The organism is Pseudomonas zanjanensis (genome assembly GCF_014268745.2).
In the GTDB taxonomy this organism is placed as follows: Bacteria; Pseudomonadota; Gammaproteobacteria; order Pseudomonadales; family Pseudomonadaceae; genus Aquipseudomonas; species Aquipseudomonas zanjanensis.
In genome coordinates this window covers 2,094,544-2,110,912 of record NZ_JABWRB020000001.1, presented here as the reverse complement: position 1 = coordinate 2,110,912, position 16,369 = coordinate 2,094,544, and the positions used below count along the sequence as shown (strand labels likewise).

At 62.7% G+C, this 16,369-nt stretch carries 15 protein-coding genes; 7 read left to right on the top strand and 8 right to left on the bottom strand.

Going from position 1 to position 16,369, the window contains the following annotated elements; genetic code table 11:
- Window positions 1-47: 47 nt before the first annotated feature.
- The 5 genes from HU715_RS08840 to HU715_RS08820 are packed head-to-tail and all read right to left on the bottom strand — an operon-like array spanning window position 48 to window position 5,599.
- On the bottom strand, window positions 48-944 hold the full coding sequence (locus tag HU715_RS08840) for a helix-turn-helix domain-containing protein (RefSeq protein ID WP_186706807.1): 897 nt from the start codon (window positions 942-944) through the stop codon (window positions 48-50).
- Between the two features lie 32 nt (window positions 945-976).
- The gene (locus HU715_RS08835; RefSeq protein WP_053187808.1) at window positions 977-1,444 is read right to left on the bottom strand and encodes a response regulator; all 468 of its coding nucleotides are present in this window, start codon (window positions 1,442-1,444) and stop codon (window positions 977-979) included.
- Window positions 1,441-3,753: an ATP-binding protein gene (locus HU715_RS08830; RefSeq protein WP_186706809.1), complete on the bottom strand. Its 2,313-nt coding sequence runs from the start codon at window positions 3,751-3,753 to the stop codon at window positions 1,441-1,443. Before HU715_RS08830 ends, HU715_RS08835 begins: the two co-directional genes overlap by 4 nt.
- Window positions 3,750-4,418 carry a response regulator gene (locus tag HU715_RS08825; protein ID WP_186706810.1) on the bottom strand — a complete coding sequence of 223 codons (669 nt, stop codon included), beginning with the start codon at window positions 4,416-4,418 and terminating at the stop codon, window positions 3,750-3,752. The genes HU715_RS08830 and HU715_RS08825 overlap by 4 nt, the downstream gene beginning before the upstream one ends.
- Window positions 4,415-5,599: a sensor histidine kinase gene (locus HU715_RS08820; protein ID WP_186706822.1), complete on the bottom strand. Its 1,185-nt coding sequence runs from the start codon at window positions 5,597-5,599 to the stop codon at window positions 4,415-4,417. The genes HU715_RS08825 and HU715_RS08820 overlap by 4 nt, the downstream gene beginning before the upstream one ends.
- A 171-nt stretch (window positions 5,600-5,770) precedes the next feature.
- Between HU715_RS08820 and HU715_RS08815 the strand changes: the two genes are divergently transcribed.
- The 4 genes from HU715_RS08815 (at window position 5,771) to HU715_RS08800 (ending at window position 10,623) form a co-directional block, all read left to right on the top strand.
- The gene (locus tag HU715_RS08815; RefSeq protein ID WP_186706812.1) at window positions 5,771-6,292 is read left to right on the top strand and encodes an SgcJ/EcaC family oxidoreductase; all 522 of its coding nucleotides are present in this window, start codon (window positions 5,771-5,773) and stop codon (window positions 6,290-6,292) included.
- Window positions 6,293-6,507: 215 nt separating this feature from the next.
- On the top strand, window positions 6,508-7,017 hold the full coding sequence (locus tag HU715_RS08810; RefSeq protein WP_186706814.1) for a sigma-70 family RNA polymerase sigma factor: 510 nt from the start codon (window positions 6,508-6,510) through the stop codon (window positions 7,015-7,017).
- Entirely contained in the window at window positions 7,017-7,961 is a 945-nt protein-coding gene (locus HU715_RS08805; RefSeq protein WP_186706815.1) for a FecR domain-containing protein, read from the top strand. Before HU715_RS08810 ends, HU715_RS08805 begins: the two co-directional genes overlap by 1 nt.
- A gap of 235 nt (window positions 7,962-8,196) precedes the next feature.
- On the top strand, window positions 8,197-10,623 hold the full coding sequence (locus HU715_RS08800) for a TonB-dependent receptor (RefSeq protein ID WP_186706817.1): 2,427 nt from the start codon (window positions 8,197-8,199) through the stop codon (window positions 10,621-10,623).
- Between the two features lie 36 nt (window positions 10,624-10,659).
- On the opposite strand, the gene HU715_RS08795 is transcribed toward HU715_RS08800, so the two are convergent.
- Window positions 10,660-11,061, bottom strand: coding sequence for a hypothetical protein (locus HU715_RS08795; protein WP_186706818.1), 402 nt, complete (start codon window positions 11,059-11,061; stop codon window positions 10,660-10,662).
- 422 nt (window positions 11,062-11,483) lie between these two features.
- Between HU715_RS08795 and HU715_RS08790 the strand changes: the two genes are divergently transcribed.
- Window positions 11,484-12,431: an IS110 family transposase gene (locus tag HU715_RS08790; RefSeq protein ID WP_186710884.1), complete on the top strand. Its 948-nt coding sequence runs from the start codon at window positions 11,484-11,486 to the stop codon at window positions 12,429-12,431.
- A gap of 131 nt (window positions 12,432-12,562) precedes the next feature.
- Here HU715_RS08790 and HU715_RS08785 read toward each other — a convergent pair whose 3' ends face one another.
- Together HU715_RS08785 and HU715_RS08780 are read right to left on the bottom strand one after the other, a co-directional pair.
- Window positions 12,563-13,042 (bottom strand): nuclear transport factor 2 family protein, encoded by a 480-nt coding sequence (locus tag HU715_RS08785; protein ID WP_186705576.1) that lies wholly within the window; start codon window positions 13,040-13,042, stop codon window positions 12,563-12,565.
- Between the two features lie 44 nt (window positions 13,043-13,086).
- Window positions 13,087-13,650, bottom strand: a complete 564-nt coding sequence (locus HU715_RS08780; protein ID WP_186705577.1) for a TetR/AcrR family transcriptional regulator — start codon at window positions 13,648-13,650, stop codon at window positions 13,087-13,089.
- A gap of 121 nt (window positions 13,651-13,771) precedes the next feature.
- On the opposite strand from HU715_RS08780, the gene pssA reads away from it, so the two are divergent.
- Together pssA and HU715_RS08770 are read left to right on the top strand one after the other, a co-directional pair.
- A complete protein-coding gene (gene pssA, locus HU715_RS08775) occupies window positions 13,772-15,115 on the top strand; it encodes a CDP-diacylglycerol--serine O-phosphatidyltransferase (protein WP_186705578.1) in 1,344 nt (447 codons plus the stop codon).
- An 11-nt stretch (window positions 15,116-15,126) separates the two neighbouring features.
- Entirely contained in the window at window positions 15,127-16,143 is a 1,017-nt protein-coding gene (locus HU715_RS08770; RefSeq protein WP_186705579.1) for an AraC family transcriptional regulator, read from the top strand.
- Window positions 16,144-16,369 lie beyond the last annotated feature (226 nt).

The following is a 16,369-nucleotide window of genomic DNA, read 5'->3' as shown; positions in this document are numbered from 1 at the left end:
CGGTCCAGCGGGAGCAAGTTCCCTCGCCACAGGGGATGTGGTGGTCCTTACTTACGGTAATGACTCGGCGCCACGCCCACTTCGCGGCGGAAGATCTGCGAGAAGTGACTGGCGCTGCCATACCCGACTTCCAGGCCGATATCGATGACGCTGCGCTCGGTTTCCATCAGCAATTGGCGGGCCCGGGCCATTCTCAGCTGGATGAAGTACTGCGAGGGTGAGCGGCCGGTGGCGCGCTTGAACTGGCGGCTGAAGTGGTACTCGCTCAGGTCAATGGCCTGGGCCAGGTCAGCGAGGCAGAAAGGTTCGGCCAGACATTGCTCCATCAAGCCGATGACGCGCTTGAGCTTGAAGGCGGGCAGGGCGTTGCGGCCGGACATGTCCTCTGCCTCGGCATCGAGGTAATGCCGCGCCAAATGCACCGCCACACATTGCGCCACACCCTGGATCAGCAAGGCACTGGGTTCACCGCGTCGGGTCAACTCTGCCCGAATTTGTTCGAGCAAGGCCGAAAGGACTTCGTCCTGCCCCCCAGAGACCTCCCGCAGCTGAATCGCACCGCTACCGCCGGCTTCGGCAATGGCGCGTTCCAGCAACGCCAGGCCCAAGTACACATGCATGACCACGAACGGCTCAGGGCTGGTCACTTGCCAGCGCATCTCATATGGATCAGGGGAGGTGGTCAGGAAAAAATCCGCGCGGCGCACCGTATTCGCTTCCCACTCGCCGTGGCCGGCGCGTTCCTCGACGATGGCCTCCCCGGATAACACCCAGACGAGCAACGGCTCGGCCACCGCCGGCACGACGACGTGGGCTTCGCTGCGCTCACGGACAAAGATCTCCACCAGGATCTCCTTGCTCGATACGCCGTCGGAAGTGGCCAGGCGTTCGCCGCGAATGTGCGCTTGCAGGCCGTTTGCCGATGTTCGTTCGGTGATTCCCATGCTTCGATGGCCTCGCTGAAACGGCCGCCAGGCTAGGCCGGGTCGGCGGCGGGACGGTGCTGGCGCAACAGTTCGATCTGCTGGGACGGGATCAACTCGCGCAACGCTTTATAGAGCGCGCGGGTTTCCAGCAGGTTCCAGATGCGCAGCATGGTTTCCAGCGCATCCAGGGGTTTGCTGATGAAATCCCGGGCACCGAGGGCCAGGGCCCGCAGGCGGGTGTCACGGGTCGCGTCGGCGGTGAGGACCAGGATCGGCAGGTAATCGTTGGCCGGGATGCGCCGGTTCAGTTGCTCCAGCACGGCAAATCCGTCGAACGCCGGCATGTGCAGGTCGAGGATGACCAGATCCGGCTCGAAGCTGTTGAACAGGTCCAGCGTGCGCAACGGTTCGGTGCTGCTCAGCACGTTGTGCAACCCTTCGCGGGCCAGCAGTTGCTCCATCAGGTCCAGGTTGGGGCGCTGATCGTCGACGATCAGAATGCGCAAGTCGCGATTCATGCGGGCTCCGGTAGATAGTGTTCGAGGTGGCCGAGGAAGGCCTGGATATGGATAGGTTTGGTCAGGATCGCCGTGGCCCCGGCGTCACGCAGGGCACGATGGGTCAGGTCGCTGGCATCGGCGGTGATCATCAGCACGGGCGTGGCGGCAGTGGCCGGGGACTGGCGCAGGCGCCGCAGAACTTCCAGGCCTTCCAGGTCCGGCAGGGTGACGTCCAGCAGGATCAGTTGCGGGCTGTGCTGGCGGGCCAGGTCCAGGCCCATCTGGCCTTGCATGCTCGACAATAACTGGATGCCGGGCCGACGCTGCATCAGGGTCTCGATCAATGCGAGGCTCGACAGGTTGTCTTCGATGCAGAGGATTTTGCCGTGATAGTCCACGGGGGCGCGCGTCACGGCCAAGGCGGCGATGGGTGGCAAGTGCGTGCCGATCACCTGGGTGGCGGGCAGTTGCAGGGTAAAGCAACAGCCGTGCCCGGGCTCACTGTGGACCTGCAGGTTGCCCTGCATCATCTCCAGCAGGTTCTTGCTCAAGGACAAGCCAAGTCCGGTGCCTTCGACCTGCGGATCGGCGCCCAGGCGTTCGAAGGGTTTGAACAGTTGGCCCAGCTGTTCCGGGGCGATGCCATGGCCGGTATCGTGGACGGCGATGCTCACCTGATGGGGCTGGACGCTCACTTCGATGCGCACCTCGCCGCCGGGTCGGTTGTACTTGATGGCGTTGGACAACAAATTGAGCAACACCTGTACCAGGCGCTGGCGGTCGGCAAGCACACCGCTGTCGTCGGGCAGTGCGGGTAGGTCGACCAAGTGGATTCCGGCGTCGGCGGCCATGGGTGAAACCAGCGTCAAGGCTTCGTGCAGCACCGTCGCCAGGGCGATCGGTTCGATGTTCAAGGGCAGGCGCCCGGCCTCGATCCGGGCGATGTCCAGCACCTCGTTGATCAACGCCAGCAAGTGCTGGCCGGCCCGCAGGATGTGGCTGACCTGGGGGCGTTGACCGGCGGTGGAATCCATGTCCAGCAGTTGCGCGAAACCGAGGATGGCGTTCAAGGGCGTGCGTAGTTCGTGGCTCATGCGCGACAGGAACTCGCTCTTGGCCCGGCTGGCGCTTTCCGCTTCCTCGCGGGCGGTGCGCAAGGCGATTTCGGCGGCGCGTCGGTCGGTGATGTCGCGGGTGATCTTGGAAAAACCGCGCAACGCGCCCGTGGCATCGTATTGGGCAGTGATGACCACGCTGGCCCAGAAGCGGCTGCCGTCCTTGCGACAACGCCAGCCTTCTTCCATGTAGTGGCCGTCGCGGGTGGCTTCGCGCAGGGCCAGGTCCGGGTGCGCCGGGCATTCCTCGGGCAAGTAGAACAGGGAGAAATGCTGGCCGAGGATTTCCTGCTCGGTGTAGCCTTTGATCCGCTGCGCGCCAGCGTTCCAGGTGGTGACGTAGCCTTGGGCATCCAGGGCGAAGATCCCATAGTCCTTCACCCCGTCGATGATCAGCCGCAAGCGTTCTTCGTTATCGCGCAGGGCCCGCTCGCGTTCGGCGAGCAACTGCCCGGCCTCCACCAGGCGCGTGCCGAGTTGGCCGATTTCGTCCTGCTCCGGCGGTTGTGGCAACAACGGTTGGCCCAAGGCCAGGCGCTGGGCGTTGCCTTGCACCTGCTGGACCCGGGCGACGATGCCCTTGGACAGAAACAGCACCGCAACGATGGCCCCCAGCAACCCGCACACCGCCGCCAGCAACGTGGCGAACAACAGCCGCATGCGCGTGGCCGAGGCGGCGGCGCTGCGCTCGGCCAGCAGGCCATCCTCGCGTATGCGCATGGCGCTGATCTGCTCGCGCAGTACGTCCAGCACCTGCTTGTTTTCGATCAGGATCGCGGTGATGGCCTCGGGGTCGTCGCGCTTGCCGTTGCGCAAGGCGACCAAGCCGTCGAGCTTGTCGGCGATCAGCGGGGTGATGGTCTTGAGGTGCTCGCGCATCCTGGCATCGCGAATGTTCTGGTCCAGGCGCTGCAAGGCAGCCTGGATCAGCGGAGTGGCCTGTTCGTAGCTGGGCAGGAAATCTTCGCGCCGGGTCAGCAGGTAACCGCGCACGCTGGCCGCGGCCTCGGCCAGCAGGGTATGGACCGTCTGGATATCACCCTGGACCAGCAGCACCCGGCGTACATCTTCTTCGGCCCGTGCGGTCTGGCGTTCAGTGATATAGATCAGCACCAGCGACAGCAACAGCACCACCAGGGGCAGGGAAATCACCACCAGGGCCTTGCCCCGCAATGGCAGGTCGGCCCAGCGGCGGGCGGCGAGAAACCTCATGGCCATTGCCCGGCGGGTTGCGCCACCAATCCCAGGGCCACGCCGCGCACGGCGGCCTGGGTTCGGTCGGCGGCGCCCAGCTTGCCGATGACGCGCTCGACATGGGCCTTGGCGGTGCCGGGCGCGATGCCCAGTTTTTCACCGATTTCACGATTGCTGAAACCGCTGGCCACCAGCCCCAATACCTGGCGCTCGCGGGCGGTCAGGGCCTGGACCTGTGGGGCGTTACCGGCACCGCGCTCGGCCATGCGGCGCAGCAGGCGCGCGCTGACCGAGCTGTTCAGCGCCTCGTCCCCTTGGGCAACCCGCTTGAGGGCATCGAGCATTTCATCGCGACTGGCATCCTTGAGCAGGTAGCCGACCGCACCCGCACCAATGGCGGCTTCGAGATGGTCGGGGCTGTCGTCCATGGTGAAGATCACCACTTTGACCCCGGGCTGGCGCTGCTGAAGGATTCGCGCCGCGCCCAAACCGTTGAGGACCGGCATGCGGATGTCGAGAATTGCGATATCCGGTTGTAGCCGCTCGCATAGGTCGAGGGCTTCCTGGCCGTCCCGGGCTTCGCCGACGACTTCAAATCCTGGGCTGTCGGCGAGCATGCTGATAAAACCGGTGCGGGTCACTTCGTGGTCATCGGCCAGCAGCAGGCGCAAAGGGCGGTTCATGGCTGTACTCCGGGGGACGGTAGCGGCACGCTGGCGAGCAAGCGAGTGCCACCGCCGGGTTGGCTGCAACAGGCTAGATGGCCGCCCAGCAAGTTGGCGCGCTCCTGCATGGCGGCCAACCCCAGGTGGCAGCTGCCGTTGGTCTCGACGGGTTGTTCCAGGGCAAAGCCACGCCCATCGTCTTCTACTCGCAGGCACGCGTGGCCATCTTTCACCGCCAGCCCCAAGTGCACATGGCTGGCCTGGGCGTGCTTGAGGATGTTGTTGATACCCTCCTGGGCGATGCGAAACAGAGCGATCTCGGAATTGCCCGGCAGACGCGCGCTGCTGTGTTCGGCCCAGCTTACGCTCAGGCCCGCGTCGCGCAGGCGATCGGCTTCCTTGTCGACGGCTTTGTACAGGCCGAAATCATCCAGCACGTGAGGGCGCAGGCCCCCGATCAACTGCCGCCCCTCGCCGACGCAGCCCTGGGCCAGGTCGAGGATGGCCTGCAACTCGCTCGCCAGCGCCGGTGGCAGGGATGGACAGCGACCAGCGAAACCCTGCAAACGCTGGTGCAACCCGGCCAGGTTTTGCGCCAGGCCGTCGTGCAGGTCGTAGGCCACGCGCTTGCGTTCGTCTTCCTGGGCGCTGAACAAGCGGTGGACCAACTCGGACATGGTCCGCTCGCGGGCTTGCAGGGCTTCGACCAGGCGACTGTTTTCCAGATGCGCCGCCAACAGCGTCGCCAGCAATTGCAGCGACTCGATGTCTTCGTTGTCTGGCGCGCCGAGGGCGACGCTGTTGCCCAGCAGTAAGGCCCCGAACGTCACGCCATCGGAGGTCCGCAATGGAATCCGCAGGACCTGGGGCAGGGTGCTGCCGGGGGATTCGAGCCAGTGCGGGCCGGGTGTCTGCGGCTGGGCCAGCTTGGCGAGCAGGTCGACGCGTTCCACGCTGCCGTGGCTGGCGAGGGTGCGCAACGTGTTATCCGGTGCCCACTCCAGCAGCAGGCCGTGGTCCATCGCCATGAACGCGCACGCCCGTTGCAGTGCCCGCTGACGCATGGCCGGCAGCGGCAACTGCATCAGTTCATGGCCGGTGCCCAGCAACAGCCCCAGGCGCGCGGCGCGGCTTTGCGACTGGCGATACTGACTGCGGATGGCCAGGGCACTGCCGGGATCATGGGGTGGGCTTTGCATGGGGAACTCCAGCGTGAAAAAGATCGGACGGTTCGCGGTGGCGCCATTAAAACGTGTCACCGGCAACGGGCCTATCTGCCGAATGGCATAGGCGATTGGCACCGGTTGGCCGATGGCGAAGGTGGGGAAGGCCGGCAAAGTGGGCTCATTGAAACCCAAAGGAGCCTTCTGATGAAAATGAAAACCTGTGCCATCGCTGCTTTTTTCCTGCTGACCGCGCCGCTTGTCCAGGCTGTCGAGGCCACACCCTACGTGTATCGCACCGTGGCCGAACAGCCCAAGAACGTGAATGATCGAGAAATCGCCGCACTGTTCGACCGCTGGAACGCCGCGCTGCAAACCGGTAGCGCCACTGCCGTGACCGGTCTCTATGCCCCGGATGCGATTTTGCAACCGACCGTTTCCAACAAGGTGCGCAATACGCCGGCGCTGATCCAGGATTACTTCGAGCACTTCCTGGCGGGCAAGCCGGTGGGGCAAATCAACTACCGCGAGATCCGTCACCTGGGGCCTGACGCGGCGATGGACAGCGGCGTCTATACCTTCACCTTGACCCAGGCCGATGGTTCCAAGCGCGAAGTCCAGGCGCGCTACACCTTTCTTTACGAGCGCCTCGATGGCCAGTGGAAGATCATCAACCACCACTCTTCGGCCATGCCGGAAGTGCCGAAGACGTTGCATGCCAGTCACTGATGACACTGGCTCGCAAAAGACCTGCCTGCTCCCACAAAAACTCCCACAGGGCAGGGTGTTCCTGAATTCCCCTGTGGCAGGGAGCTTGCTCCCGCTGGGCTGCGTAGCAGCCCCAACAATCCCCTTTTAGACACACTTTGCATAAACAACTTGGATTCATGCGCGAACATTAATTAGAATCAGTCTCATTTAAGACCTTGCGCAGGCTTCTGGACATGTGTGATGCAGTTACGCCGACGGAGCAATCCCTCCATGCGTTGTACCGTGACCACGGGAGTTGGCTGGAAGGCTGGTTGCGACGGCGCATGGGCAATGCCTGGGATGCGGCGGACCTGCGCCAGGATACCTTCCTGCGGGTGCTTTCCAGCGCCCAGCCATTGGCTGACCTGCAAGAACCCCGGGCTTACCTGCTGACTGTCGGCAAGCGCCTGCTGAGCAACTTCTACACCCGACGCAACCTGGAGCAGGCGTACCTCGACGCGTTGGCGAACCTGCCTGAAGCCTGCGCGCCGTCGCCGGAACAGCGTTGGCTGCTGCTGGAAACCCTGCAAGCCCTGGACGAATTGCTCGATGGCCTGCCGCCCTTGGTGCGGCGGGCTTTTTTATGGAGTCAGCTCGAAGGCCTGGGTTATCGCGAGATCGCCGAGCGCCTGCAAGTCTCCGAGCGCACCGTGAAGCGCTACATGGCCCAGGCCTACGAGCACTGCCTGTTGGTGGACTTCTGATGTCGTCGACGCCATCACCCGAGGCCCGTGAAGCGGCACGGGCGGCTGCCCGCTGGTTGACCCTGATGGAATTCGACGGCGATACGTTCGACTCGGCGGCCCTGCAACGCTGGCGCGACAGCAGCGCTCACCACGAGGCGGCCTGGCAGAAGGCCCAGCGATTGCGCCAGCGCTTTGCCGGGGTGCCAGCCTCCCTGGGCATGGCAACCCTGGACCGTCCGGCGCTGGCCCGGCGCGCGGTGCTCAAGCGTGCATTGGGCGTCGCTGCATTGGTCCCGGCTGCCTGGCTGTTGGGGCGAGAGCTGCCGTTGGAGGTCTGGCGCGCCGACTTGCACACCGCCACGGGGGAGCAACGGCGCTGGACGTTGGTCGATGGCAGTGCGCTGCAACTGAACACCGACAGTGCCGTCGACCTGGATCTCAACGCTCGGCGCCTGGTGTTGGTGCGCGGGGAGATGGCCCTCAAGCTCGCCGGGAGCACGCCGCTGTCCGTTCAGTCCCCCTATGGGCTCATCACCCTCAATCGTGGCGAAGTCTGCCTGCACTTGGGTGAGGGCGACTGCCGGGTGTCGGTGCTTAGCGGCTCGGCGCAACTGCAACCCTTGCGCGGGCCTTCGCTGAGCTTGGAAGGGGGCCAGCAGGTCAACTTCCAGGCCTCAGGCGCGGGGCCGGTGCGGGCGTTCGACGCGGCCCAGCTGGGTTGGCGTGACGGGGTACTGGTTGCGCAGGACCAGCCGCTGGGGCATTTCCTGCGGGAGCTGGACCGTTATCGTCCTGGCGTTTTGCGCTGGGACGAAACCCTGGAACCGCTGCGTATCACTGGCAGCTTCCGCCTGGACAACACTGATCGAATCCTCACGCTGCTTGCCGCCAGCCTGCCGTTGGACGTGCACATGCGTACTCGTTACTGGGTGACGTTGACGCTTCGCAAAAATCTGGCCTGAGGCCGATATGCAATAGAAACCAGCAGTGATACCCCTGTGGCGAGGGGATTTATCCCCGTTGGGCTGCGTAGCAGCCCCAAAAGCAACGACCTCGATCTTAATGGCACACCGAGTGGTCTGGTTGGGGGCTGCTGCGCAGCCCAACGGGGATAAATCCCCTCGCCACAAGGCCTGTCCCCTTTTTTTGTCTCGTTTGTCATTCAAGGCAACTGAACAAAAACGAGAGCGCTTTCCAATGTCCGCAGTTGTACCTTTGCGTTTGCGCCCGGCCTTTGCCGGCTGGCGTCCGCTGTTGAACCTGAGCCTCATGCTGAGCCTGGTTGCCAGCCCTTTTTTCATCTCATCGAGCCGGGCCGAAGAAGTCGCCCGGCGCAGTTACCAGGTGCCGGCTGGCAGCCTTGGCGCGGCGTTGACCCGGTTTGCCGGGCTGGCCGGGGTCAACCTCTCGGTGGACCCAGCCTTGGTGAGCGGGCGCAACAGCGCCGGGCTCTCGGGGGAGTTTGATGTGGAAGAGGGGTTTGCCCGGCTGTTGCGAGGCTCGGGCCTGCAATTGCAGCCGGTGGGGGAGCAGGCGTACATCCTGATGCCAGCGCCGGAAGGCGGCAGCCTGCAACTGGCACCCACCTCGATTTTCGGCGCCGCGGCGGCGACGACGGACAGTCCGGTGTATGCCGGCGGCCAGGTGGCACGGCGCGGTTCCCAAGGCTTGCTGGGCTCGCGGGATTTCATGGAAACGCCGTTCAGCATGACCACCTACACCAGCACTACGGTCAAGAACCAGCAGGCGCGGACCCTGGGCGACCTGATCGCCAGCGACCCCTCGGTCCGCGCCACCAACCCGGCGGGGGGGCGCTACGAGCAGTTCACCATTCGTGGGTTCAGCCTGTTCAACAGCGATGTCGCCTACAACGGCCTCTACGGCATCCTGCCGACCTACACCATCGATATGGAGATGGCCGAACGCGTCGATATCCTCAAGGGTCCGAGCCAGCTCATCAACGGTGTCTCGCCGCGGGGCAGCGTGGGGGGCGGGATCAACGTGGTGCCCAAGCGCGCCACCGACAAGCCCATCACCTCATTTACCGGCAGCTACGCCTCCAATAACCAGTTGGGCGGGGCGGTGGATGTCGGTCGGCGCTTTGGTGAGGAGGACAAGTTCGGTATCCGCTTCAACGGCGTGAAGCAGGCGGGCGACACCGAATGGGATCACCAGAGCGTGGACCGCGAGATGGCGGTGCTGGGCCTGGATTTTCGCGGGGAACGCCTGCGACTGTCGACCGACATTGGCCACACCGAACGTAACACCGACGCGCCCCAGGAACGTGTGCAGGTCGGCCCCAACGCGCAGGTCCCTCACGCCAGCGATGTGCGCGACAACTACGCCCAGCGGTGGAGCAAGGCGCGCACCCAGGACACTTTCGGCACCGTGAACGCTGAGTTCGATCTCAGCGATTCCGTGATGCTGTACGGCGGTGTCGGCGCGCGTAAAAGTGACCACGACTTCCTTCGGCACAACGTTTCGGTCACCAATGACGCGGGTGACTTCACCGTCCAGCCCCGTGACTTTACCCGGGAGGAAAATGTCCGCACGGCCACGGCCGGGGTGCGCAACTGGTTCCATACCGGTCCGGTGAGCCATGAGGTCAACCTGGCGGCCAGCTATTTCTACATGGACTTCGAAAATGGTGGCGCTCGTTACGCCAACGGCCGCAGCAACCTGTACGACCCGGTGCAGACCCCAACGCCGAGCAACCCGACGCGACAGGACGATAAGGTCTACACCGAGAACCGCTTCAGCGGCGTGGCGTTGTCTGACACCCTGGGGCTGTTCGAGGACCGCTTGCTGCTGACCCTCGGCGCTCGCTGGCAACGGGTGAAGGTTGACGACTGGACCAATAACGTCAAGGGCGACACCGCCTACGATGAGGAGAAGGTTTCGCCGTCGGGCGGCATCCTGTTCAAGGCGACAGACAAGCTGTCGTTGTATGCCAACTACATGGAAGGCCTGAGCCAGGGCAAGATCGCGCCGTCGACCTCGGTGAACGAGGATGAGATTTTTCCGCCGTTCATCAGCCGTCAGGTCGAGGTGGGCGCCAAGTACGACGCCGGCCCGTTCGCCGTCACCGCCGCGGTGTTCCGGATCAAGCAACCGGCCTACGCGACCGACGCCACGACTCGCGTCTTCGGCCCCAACGGCAAACGCGAAAACACCGGCGTGGAGTTGAGCGTGTTCGGTGAACCGCTCAAGGGCACCCGTTTGCTCGGCGGTGTGATGTTCATCGACAGCGAACTGACCGACACCACCAATGGCGCCTTCGATGGCAACCGCGCACCGGCCACGCCCAAGTACAACGTCAATCTAGGTGCCGAATGGGACGTGCCGACGGTACAGGGCCTGACATTGACCAGCCGAGGCATCTACTCCAGCGCGCAGTACCTGGACCAGTCCAACACCAAGGAAATCGATGCCTGGACGCGTTTCGACGTGGGCGCTCGCTACGGCTTCAAGATCGACGAGAAGAACATCACCCTGCGGGCCAACATCGAAAACGTGGCCGACAAGCGCTACTGGAGTTCGGCCGGTGCGTCGGATGACAGTGAGCCTGGGCTGACGCTGTCGACCCCGCGCACCTACCTGCTGTCCGCGACGGTGGATTTCTAGGTCGAGGTGCCGCTCCAGGGAGGGAGCTGGTCGGGTTCAGGTATCGCGAAACAGGTCGTGGGCATCCAGCAGTCGCCAGGCGATCTCGGGGCGTTTTTCCAGGCCGCGGCGGATGGCGGCAGGGATCGACTGGCGGATCTTGCGACACAGGCCGGGCTGGTCCTGGAATTCGATGGCGATGCCGCGCATGGTCCGCACTTCGTTGTGGCCGGGCTCGACGCTCAAGCGGATACCCAGGTTCTCGTACAAGCGATGTTGCAGGCGCTGGAGTTCATCGAGGCTCTGGATGTTCTCCAGGCGTTCGAGCAGGCGTTTTTCTTCCTGGCGGTTCAGGCAAAGGATGCGCAGGTCGCTGCCGGGCGCTTGCAGCAACGCATCACGCCCGCAATCGCAGACGCCGGGCGGGCAGGGGGGACGGATCGGAATCGACGCGGTCATGGGCTCCACAAAAAATGCTGCACAACGAAACAGCAGGCTTATCGCCGACCCAGGCAATGTGATGCCTGGCGGCATGTGGGTCAAGCCCGGTGGAGGGGCCGCTGGTCTGGCGCTGCTGTGCACTCCACAGCGCTATTGTGGGAGCGGGCTTGCTCGCGAAAGCTGTGTATCAGTTTGCAGTGATGTTGGATGTGCCGGCCTCTTCGCGAGCAAGCCCGCTTGTATGGTAGGACTTGAAGGGAGGAGGAGGGACAAGGCTCGATTCTGACTGTTAGCGCAGTACAGACCGTGGGAGATTTCGCCCCTCCTCCTTTCACCCAAGCGCCGATAAAGAATGCTTCGGCCTGGATCGACGATAGAGACAAGCCTGCGCCTCTGGGTGACCCCTTCAAGTGTTCAAACCTTAGCCCGGAGGATTTCCAATGGCAATGCCGGTTTCTGTCACAAAGCCAATCGTGGGCGTGGATGTCGCCAAGAACGAGCTGGTGATCTATCACGCAGAGCTTGATGTGTTGGAAGCGATTCCTAACGACAAGGCGGCCATCAAAAGGTGGTTGAAAGTATTGCCGGGACCCGTCGATGTAGCCATTGAGTCGACCAATATCTATCACTTGGATTTTGCTGATCTGGCCTATGAGGCCGGTTGCACGATCTATATGGTGGGCGGTTATGAACTTCATCATTACCGCAAAGGCGTAAAAATACGCGCCAAAACCGACGCGCTGGACGCCAAGCTGCTGGCTCGTTACCTGAAGAACGAAGGGCATGAGCTTCATCCATGGGCGCCGCCATCTCCGTTGTATCGCCAGCTTCTAAGCCTTTTCCGCCGTCGTGCTGCCTTGGTTCAGGCTCGAGTCGCCCTGGTACAAAGCTGGGCGAACGAGCCACTACTGAAGACAGCTTTCGCCGAGCAAATCGCCGCCATGCAGAGGCTTGAGACATTGATCGAGAAGACGATCAAGGATCATCTGAAAAATGCCGGTTTGCTAGGTCAACTGAACCGTTGCCTGAAAGTCGAGGGCATCGGATTTTTGACCGGAGCTCGTTTGCTTACGGCATTTCAGCGGGGCGACTTCAAGAATGCAGACGCTTTTATCGCTTTCTTGGGAATGGATTTGCGAGTGTCCCAATCAGGACAAAAAGATGACCGGCGAAGCTTGAGCAAACGCGGCGACCCGGAAGTTCGTCGGCTTTTACACAACGCAGCCATGTCGGCCAGCCGTACGTCTGCCTGGAAAGGCTTTTATGAAAAACTAAGAGCTCGGGGCTTCGCTACCACGCAGGCGCTAGTAATACTGGCTCGCAAGCTTGCTCGGATCGTATTCGCTTTGCTGAAAGGACAAAGCGAATACCAACCAAAAGCGGCTTGAGGGCTTCCCCTCAACCATAGAATCTCCCACAGGGGATCCAAGTCGGACACAACAGGTGTGTTCGCAAAAATCCAAATTGTGGGAGCGAGCTTGCTCGCGATGGGTGGTTCAGTTGGCGACATGCCAGGGAACTACAACCCCAACTCAGACAACCCCGGATGATCATCCGGCCGGCGACCCAGGGGCCAATGGAACTTGCGCTCGCTTTCCTTGATTGGCATGTCGTTGATGCAGGCGTAGCGGTTGAACATCAGGCCTTGCTCGTCGAACTCCCAGTTTTCGTTGCCGTAGGAACGGAACCAGTTGCCCGAGTCGTCGTGCCATTCATAGGCGTAGCGCACGGCGATGCGGTTATCGGTGAAGGCCCAGAGTTCCTTGATCAGCCGATAATCCAACTCCTTGGCCCACTTGCGGATCAGGAATGCCTTGGCTTCTTCGCGGTTATGAGCGAATTCGGCGCGGTTGCGCCATTGGGTATCCAGTGTGTAGGCCAGGGATACTTTTTGTGGGTCGCGAGCGTTCCAGCCATCTTCGGCCAGGCGAACTTTCTCGATCGCCGATTCACGGGTGAACGGCGGCAACGGCGGACGAACTTCAGAAGAGGCAGACATGGCGGATCTCCAGTGAGGTGATGAATTGCACAGGGGCTTACGGGTCAGGCGTGTAACAACTTCTTCAACATGTCCTGGGCGTGGTCAGCCGCGCTGTGGTCGCCCATGACCAGCGCCACGGTAATAGCGCCATCGATCAGGATCAGCAGTTGGCGGGCCAGGGCATCCGGGCTCTCGACACCTTGTTCGACACACAGCCGGGTCACGTAGTCGAGCAACTTCTGTTTGTGCATCTTCGCCACCTGGCGGACCGGATCTTGCGGATCACCGGTTTCGCCGCTGGTATTGATGAAGGCACAGCCGCGAAAACCGTCGCTGTCGAACCAGCCCTTGAGCACGGTGAACAGGTTGAGCAGCCGTGCGGTGGGGGTGGGCGCCTTGTCCACCTCGGTGCTGAACCATTGCATCCAGCGCTCGTCCCGTCGCTTGAGGGCGGCCACGATCAGGTCGTCCTTGTTGGCGAAGTAGCGATAGACACTTTTCCTGGAGACGCCGGCGGTTTTCACCAGAAGGTCCATGCCGGTGGCAGCGATGCCACTTCTATAGATCAACTTTTCGGCGACATCGAGGATGATGTCTCGTGTTTCATTACCAGTGATATCGTTCATGAGCTGAAAGTAGAATGATCGTTCTCCTTGGTCAAGTCTTTTTTTCTTGACGACAGGAAGACCCGAACCCATCCATGGTGTAAGCTCATCCGTTCTTCGGAATCGACCTTTTGCGAGCCCTATGCCGTCGCTCTTCAAACGCTCCCTGCTGCCCAAGCTGCGCAGCTTTGCACTGACCGCCGACGCGGTGACCATCCTCGATGGCGCTGCTCAATTCCGCCGTTGCCTGCTGGAGAAAATCGCCCAGGCCACCCAGCGCATCTACATCGTCGCCCTGTACCTGCAACAGGACGAGGCCGGCCAGGAAATCCTCGATGCCCTGCATGCCGCCAAAGCGGCGCGTCCGGAACTGGACGTGGTCGTGGTCGTGGACTGGCTACGGGCCCAGCGCGGGCTGATCGGCGCCAAGAAGCAGCCGGGCAACTCGGCGTGGTATCAGGAGCAGACGCGCACCCATGCCAGCGAAGTGCCGATCTACGGCGTGCCGGTGCAGACCCGCGAGTTGTTCGGCGTGCTGCATCTGAAAGGTTTCGTGATCGATGACTGCGTGCTCTACAGCGGCGCCAGCCTGAATAACGTCTACCTGCACAAGTTCGACAAATACCGCTACGACCGCTATCACCTGTTGCAGAACACGGCATTGGCCGATTCGATGCACCACCTGGTGCAGCATGGCCTGGTCACTTCCCGGGCCGTGCATCGCCTGGACCTGCCGAACCTGCCCAGTACCCGCAGTTTGCGCAAGGACATCGGTGACCTGCGCAGTCGGTTGAAGTACGCGACCTATGACACCAGCGCCGGCAGCCTCGACAAAAGCGGCCTGTCAGTGAGCCCATTGCTGGGCGTGGGCAAGAACAATCCCCTGAGCCGGGTGATCGGTGAACTGATCGCCAGCAGCCGCCAGCAACTGACGATCTGCACCCCATATTTCAACCTGCCCCTGGCCGTGACCCGGGAGCTCAACCGCGCCCTGGCACGCGGGGTCAAGATCGACATCATCGTCGGTGACAAGACCGCCAACGACTTCTACATTCCGCCAAGCGAGCCGTTCAAGATCATCGCGGCGCTGCCCTACCTCTACGAAATCAGCCTGCGCCGCTTCGCCAAACGGCATCAACGGGCGATCGACAGCGGTCAATTGAACCTGCACTTGTGGCGCGACGGGGACAACACCTATCACCTCAAGGGCATGTGGGTAGACGAGCGCTACACCTTGCTGACCGGCAACAACCTCAACCCCCGGGCCTTTCGCCTGGACCTGGAAAACGCACTGTTGCTGGACGACCCCAAGGGCGAGCTGCTTGCGCCGCGCCAGGCCGAACTCGAGCAGATCTACCGCCACACCCAGCGGATAGAGCGTTACCTGGACCTGGAAACCCTGCCGGACTACCCCGAGGCCGTGGCCAGGTTCCTGAAGCGGGTCAGCCGGGTGCGGATCGAACGGCTGCTCTACCGGATCCTGTGAACATCCGCGCCATGTCGGAAAAAGACACCATTTCCATCCAGCTGGTACGGGAGGCGCTCCTGCAAAGCTGCGCCCCCGGAGCCGCTACCGATGAGGTCCTGAGCAAGGTCGGCATAGCCCCGGCGCTGCTCGACGATCCCCAGGCGCGGGTCCCGGCCCATGCCTATGCGCGGCTCTGGCGTTTACTGGCCCGGCGGTTGGATGACGAGTTTTTCGGCATGGACCCGCGCAAGCTCAAGTCCGGCAGCCTGGCGTTTCTCTGCCAGTGCGCCATGGCCCAGCCCACGCTGGCGACGGGGTTGACGGCGGGGCTGGGGTTTCTGTCGCTGATGCTCGAACACCTGCCGGCTCAATGGGTGCGCCAGCAAAGCCTGGCGGAGATCGTGCTGCTGGAAGATGACCAGGCGCCGCGCCGCGCCTTTACTTATTTCACCTACTGGATGATCGTCCATGGCGTGGCCTGTTGGCTGGCCGGGCGGCGTATTCCCATTCTGTCCGTCGAACTGCGCTGCCCGGCGCCGGATTTCTGCGACGACTACCGCGTGATGTTTTCCCAGAACCTGCGCTTTGACCGGCCACGCACGCGGATGATTTTCGCTGCCGAATGCCTCGACCTGCCTATCCGGCGCAACGCCGATGAGCTCAAGCGCTTCCTGGCCCAGGCCCCGGCCAACATCCTGGTCAAATACCGCAACCCGCAAAGCCTGGCCAGCCGCATCCGCCACGACCTGCGGCAACTGCCCGCCGACCAGTGGCCGGAAACCGAGGCCCTGGCCCAGCAGTTGTGTGTGTCCGCCTCGACCCTGCGTCGACGCCTGGCGGAAGAGGGCCAGACCTACCAAGGGCTCAAGGACAGCGTGCGCAAGGACCTGGCGATCACCTGGCTGGCCGAGCCCTCCATCAGCTTCGTCGAAATCGCCTCGCGCCTGGGTTTTGCCGATGCCAGTTCCTTTTACAAGGCGTTTCGCAAATGGTCCGGGTCCAACCCGGGGCATTATCGCAGCCTGATTCTCAACGAGACCGACTGACCTATTGCCGGGTCGCGCCGGATCCTGTGGGAGCGGGCTTGCTCGCGAAGAGGCCGGCACATCCAACATCCCTGTGGCTGACACACCGCTTTCGCGAGCAAGCCCGCTCCCACATGGATATCAGGGTGGTCACAGAATCGAGGCTCCGCCATCAATCACTGTGGGAGCGAGCCTGCTCGCGATAGGGCCATTACAGGCGGCACATTCCCCCAGACCATGGCCAAAC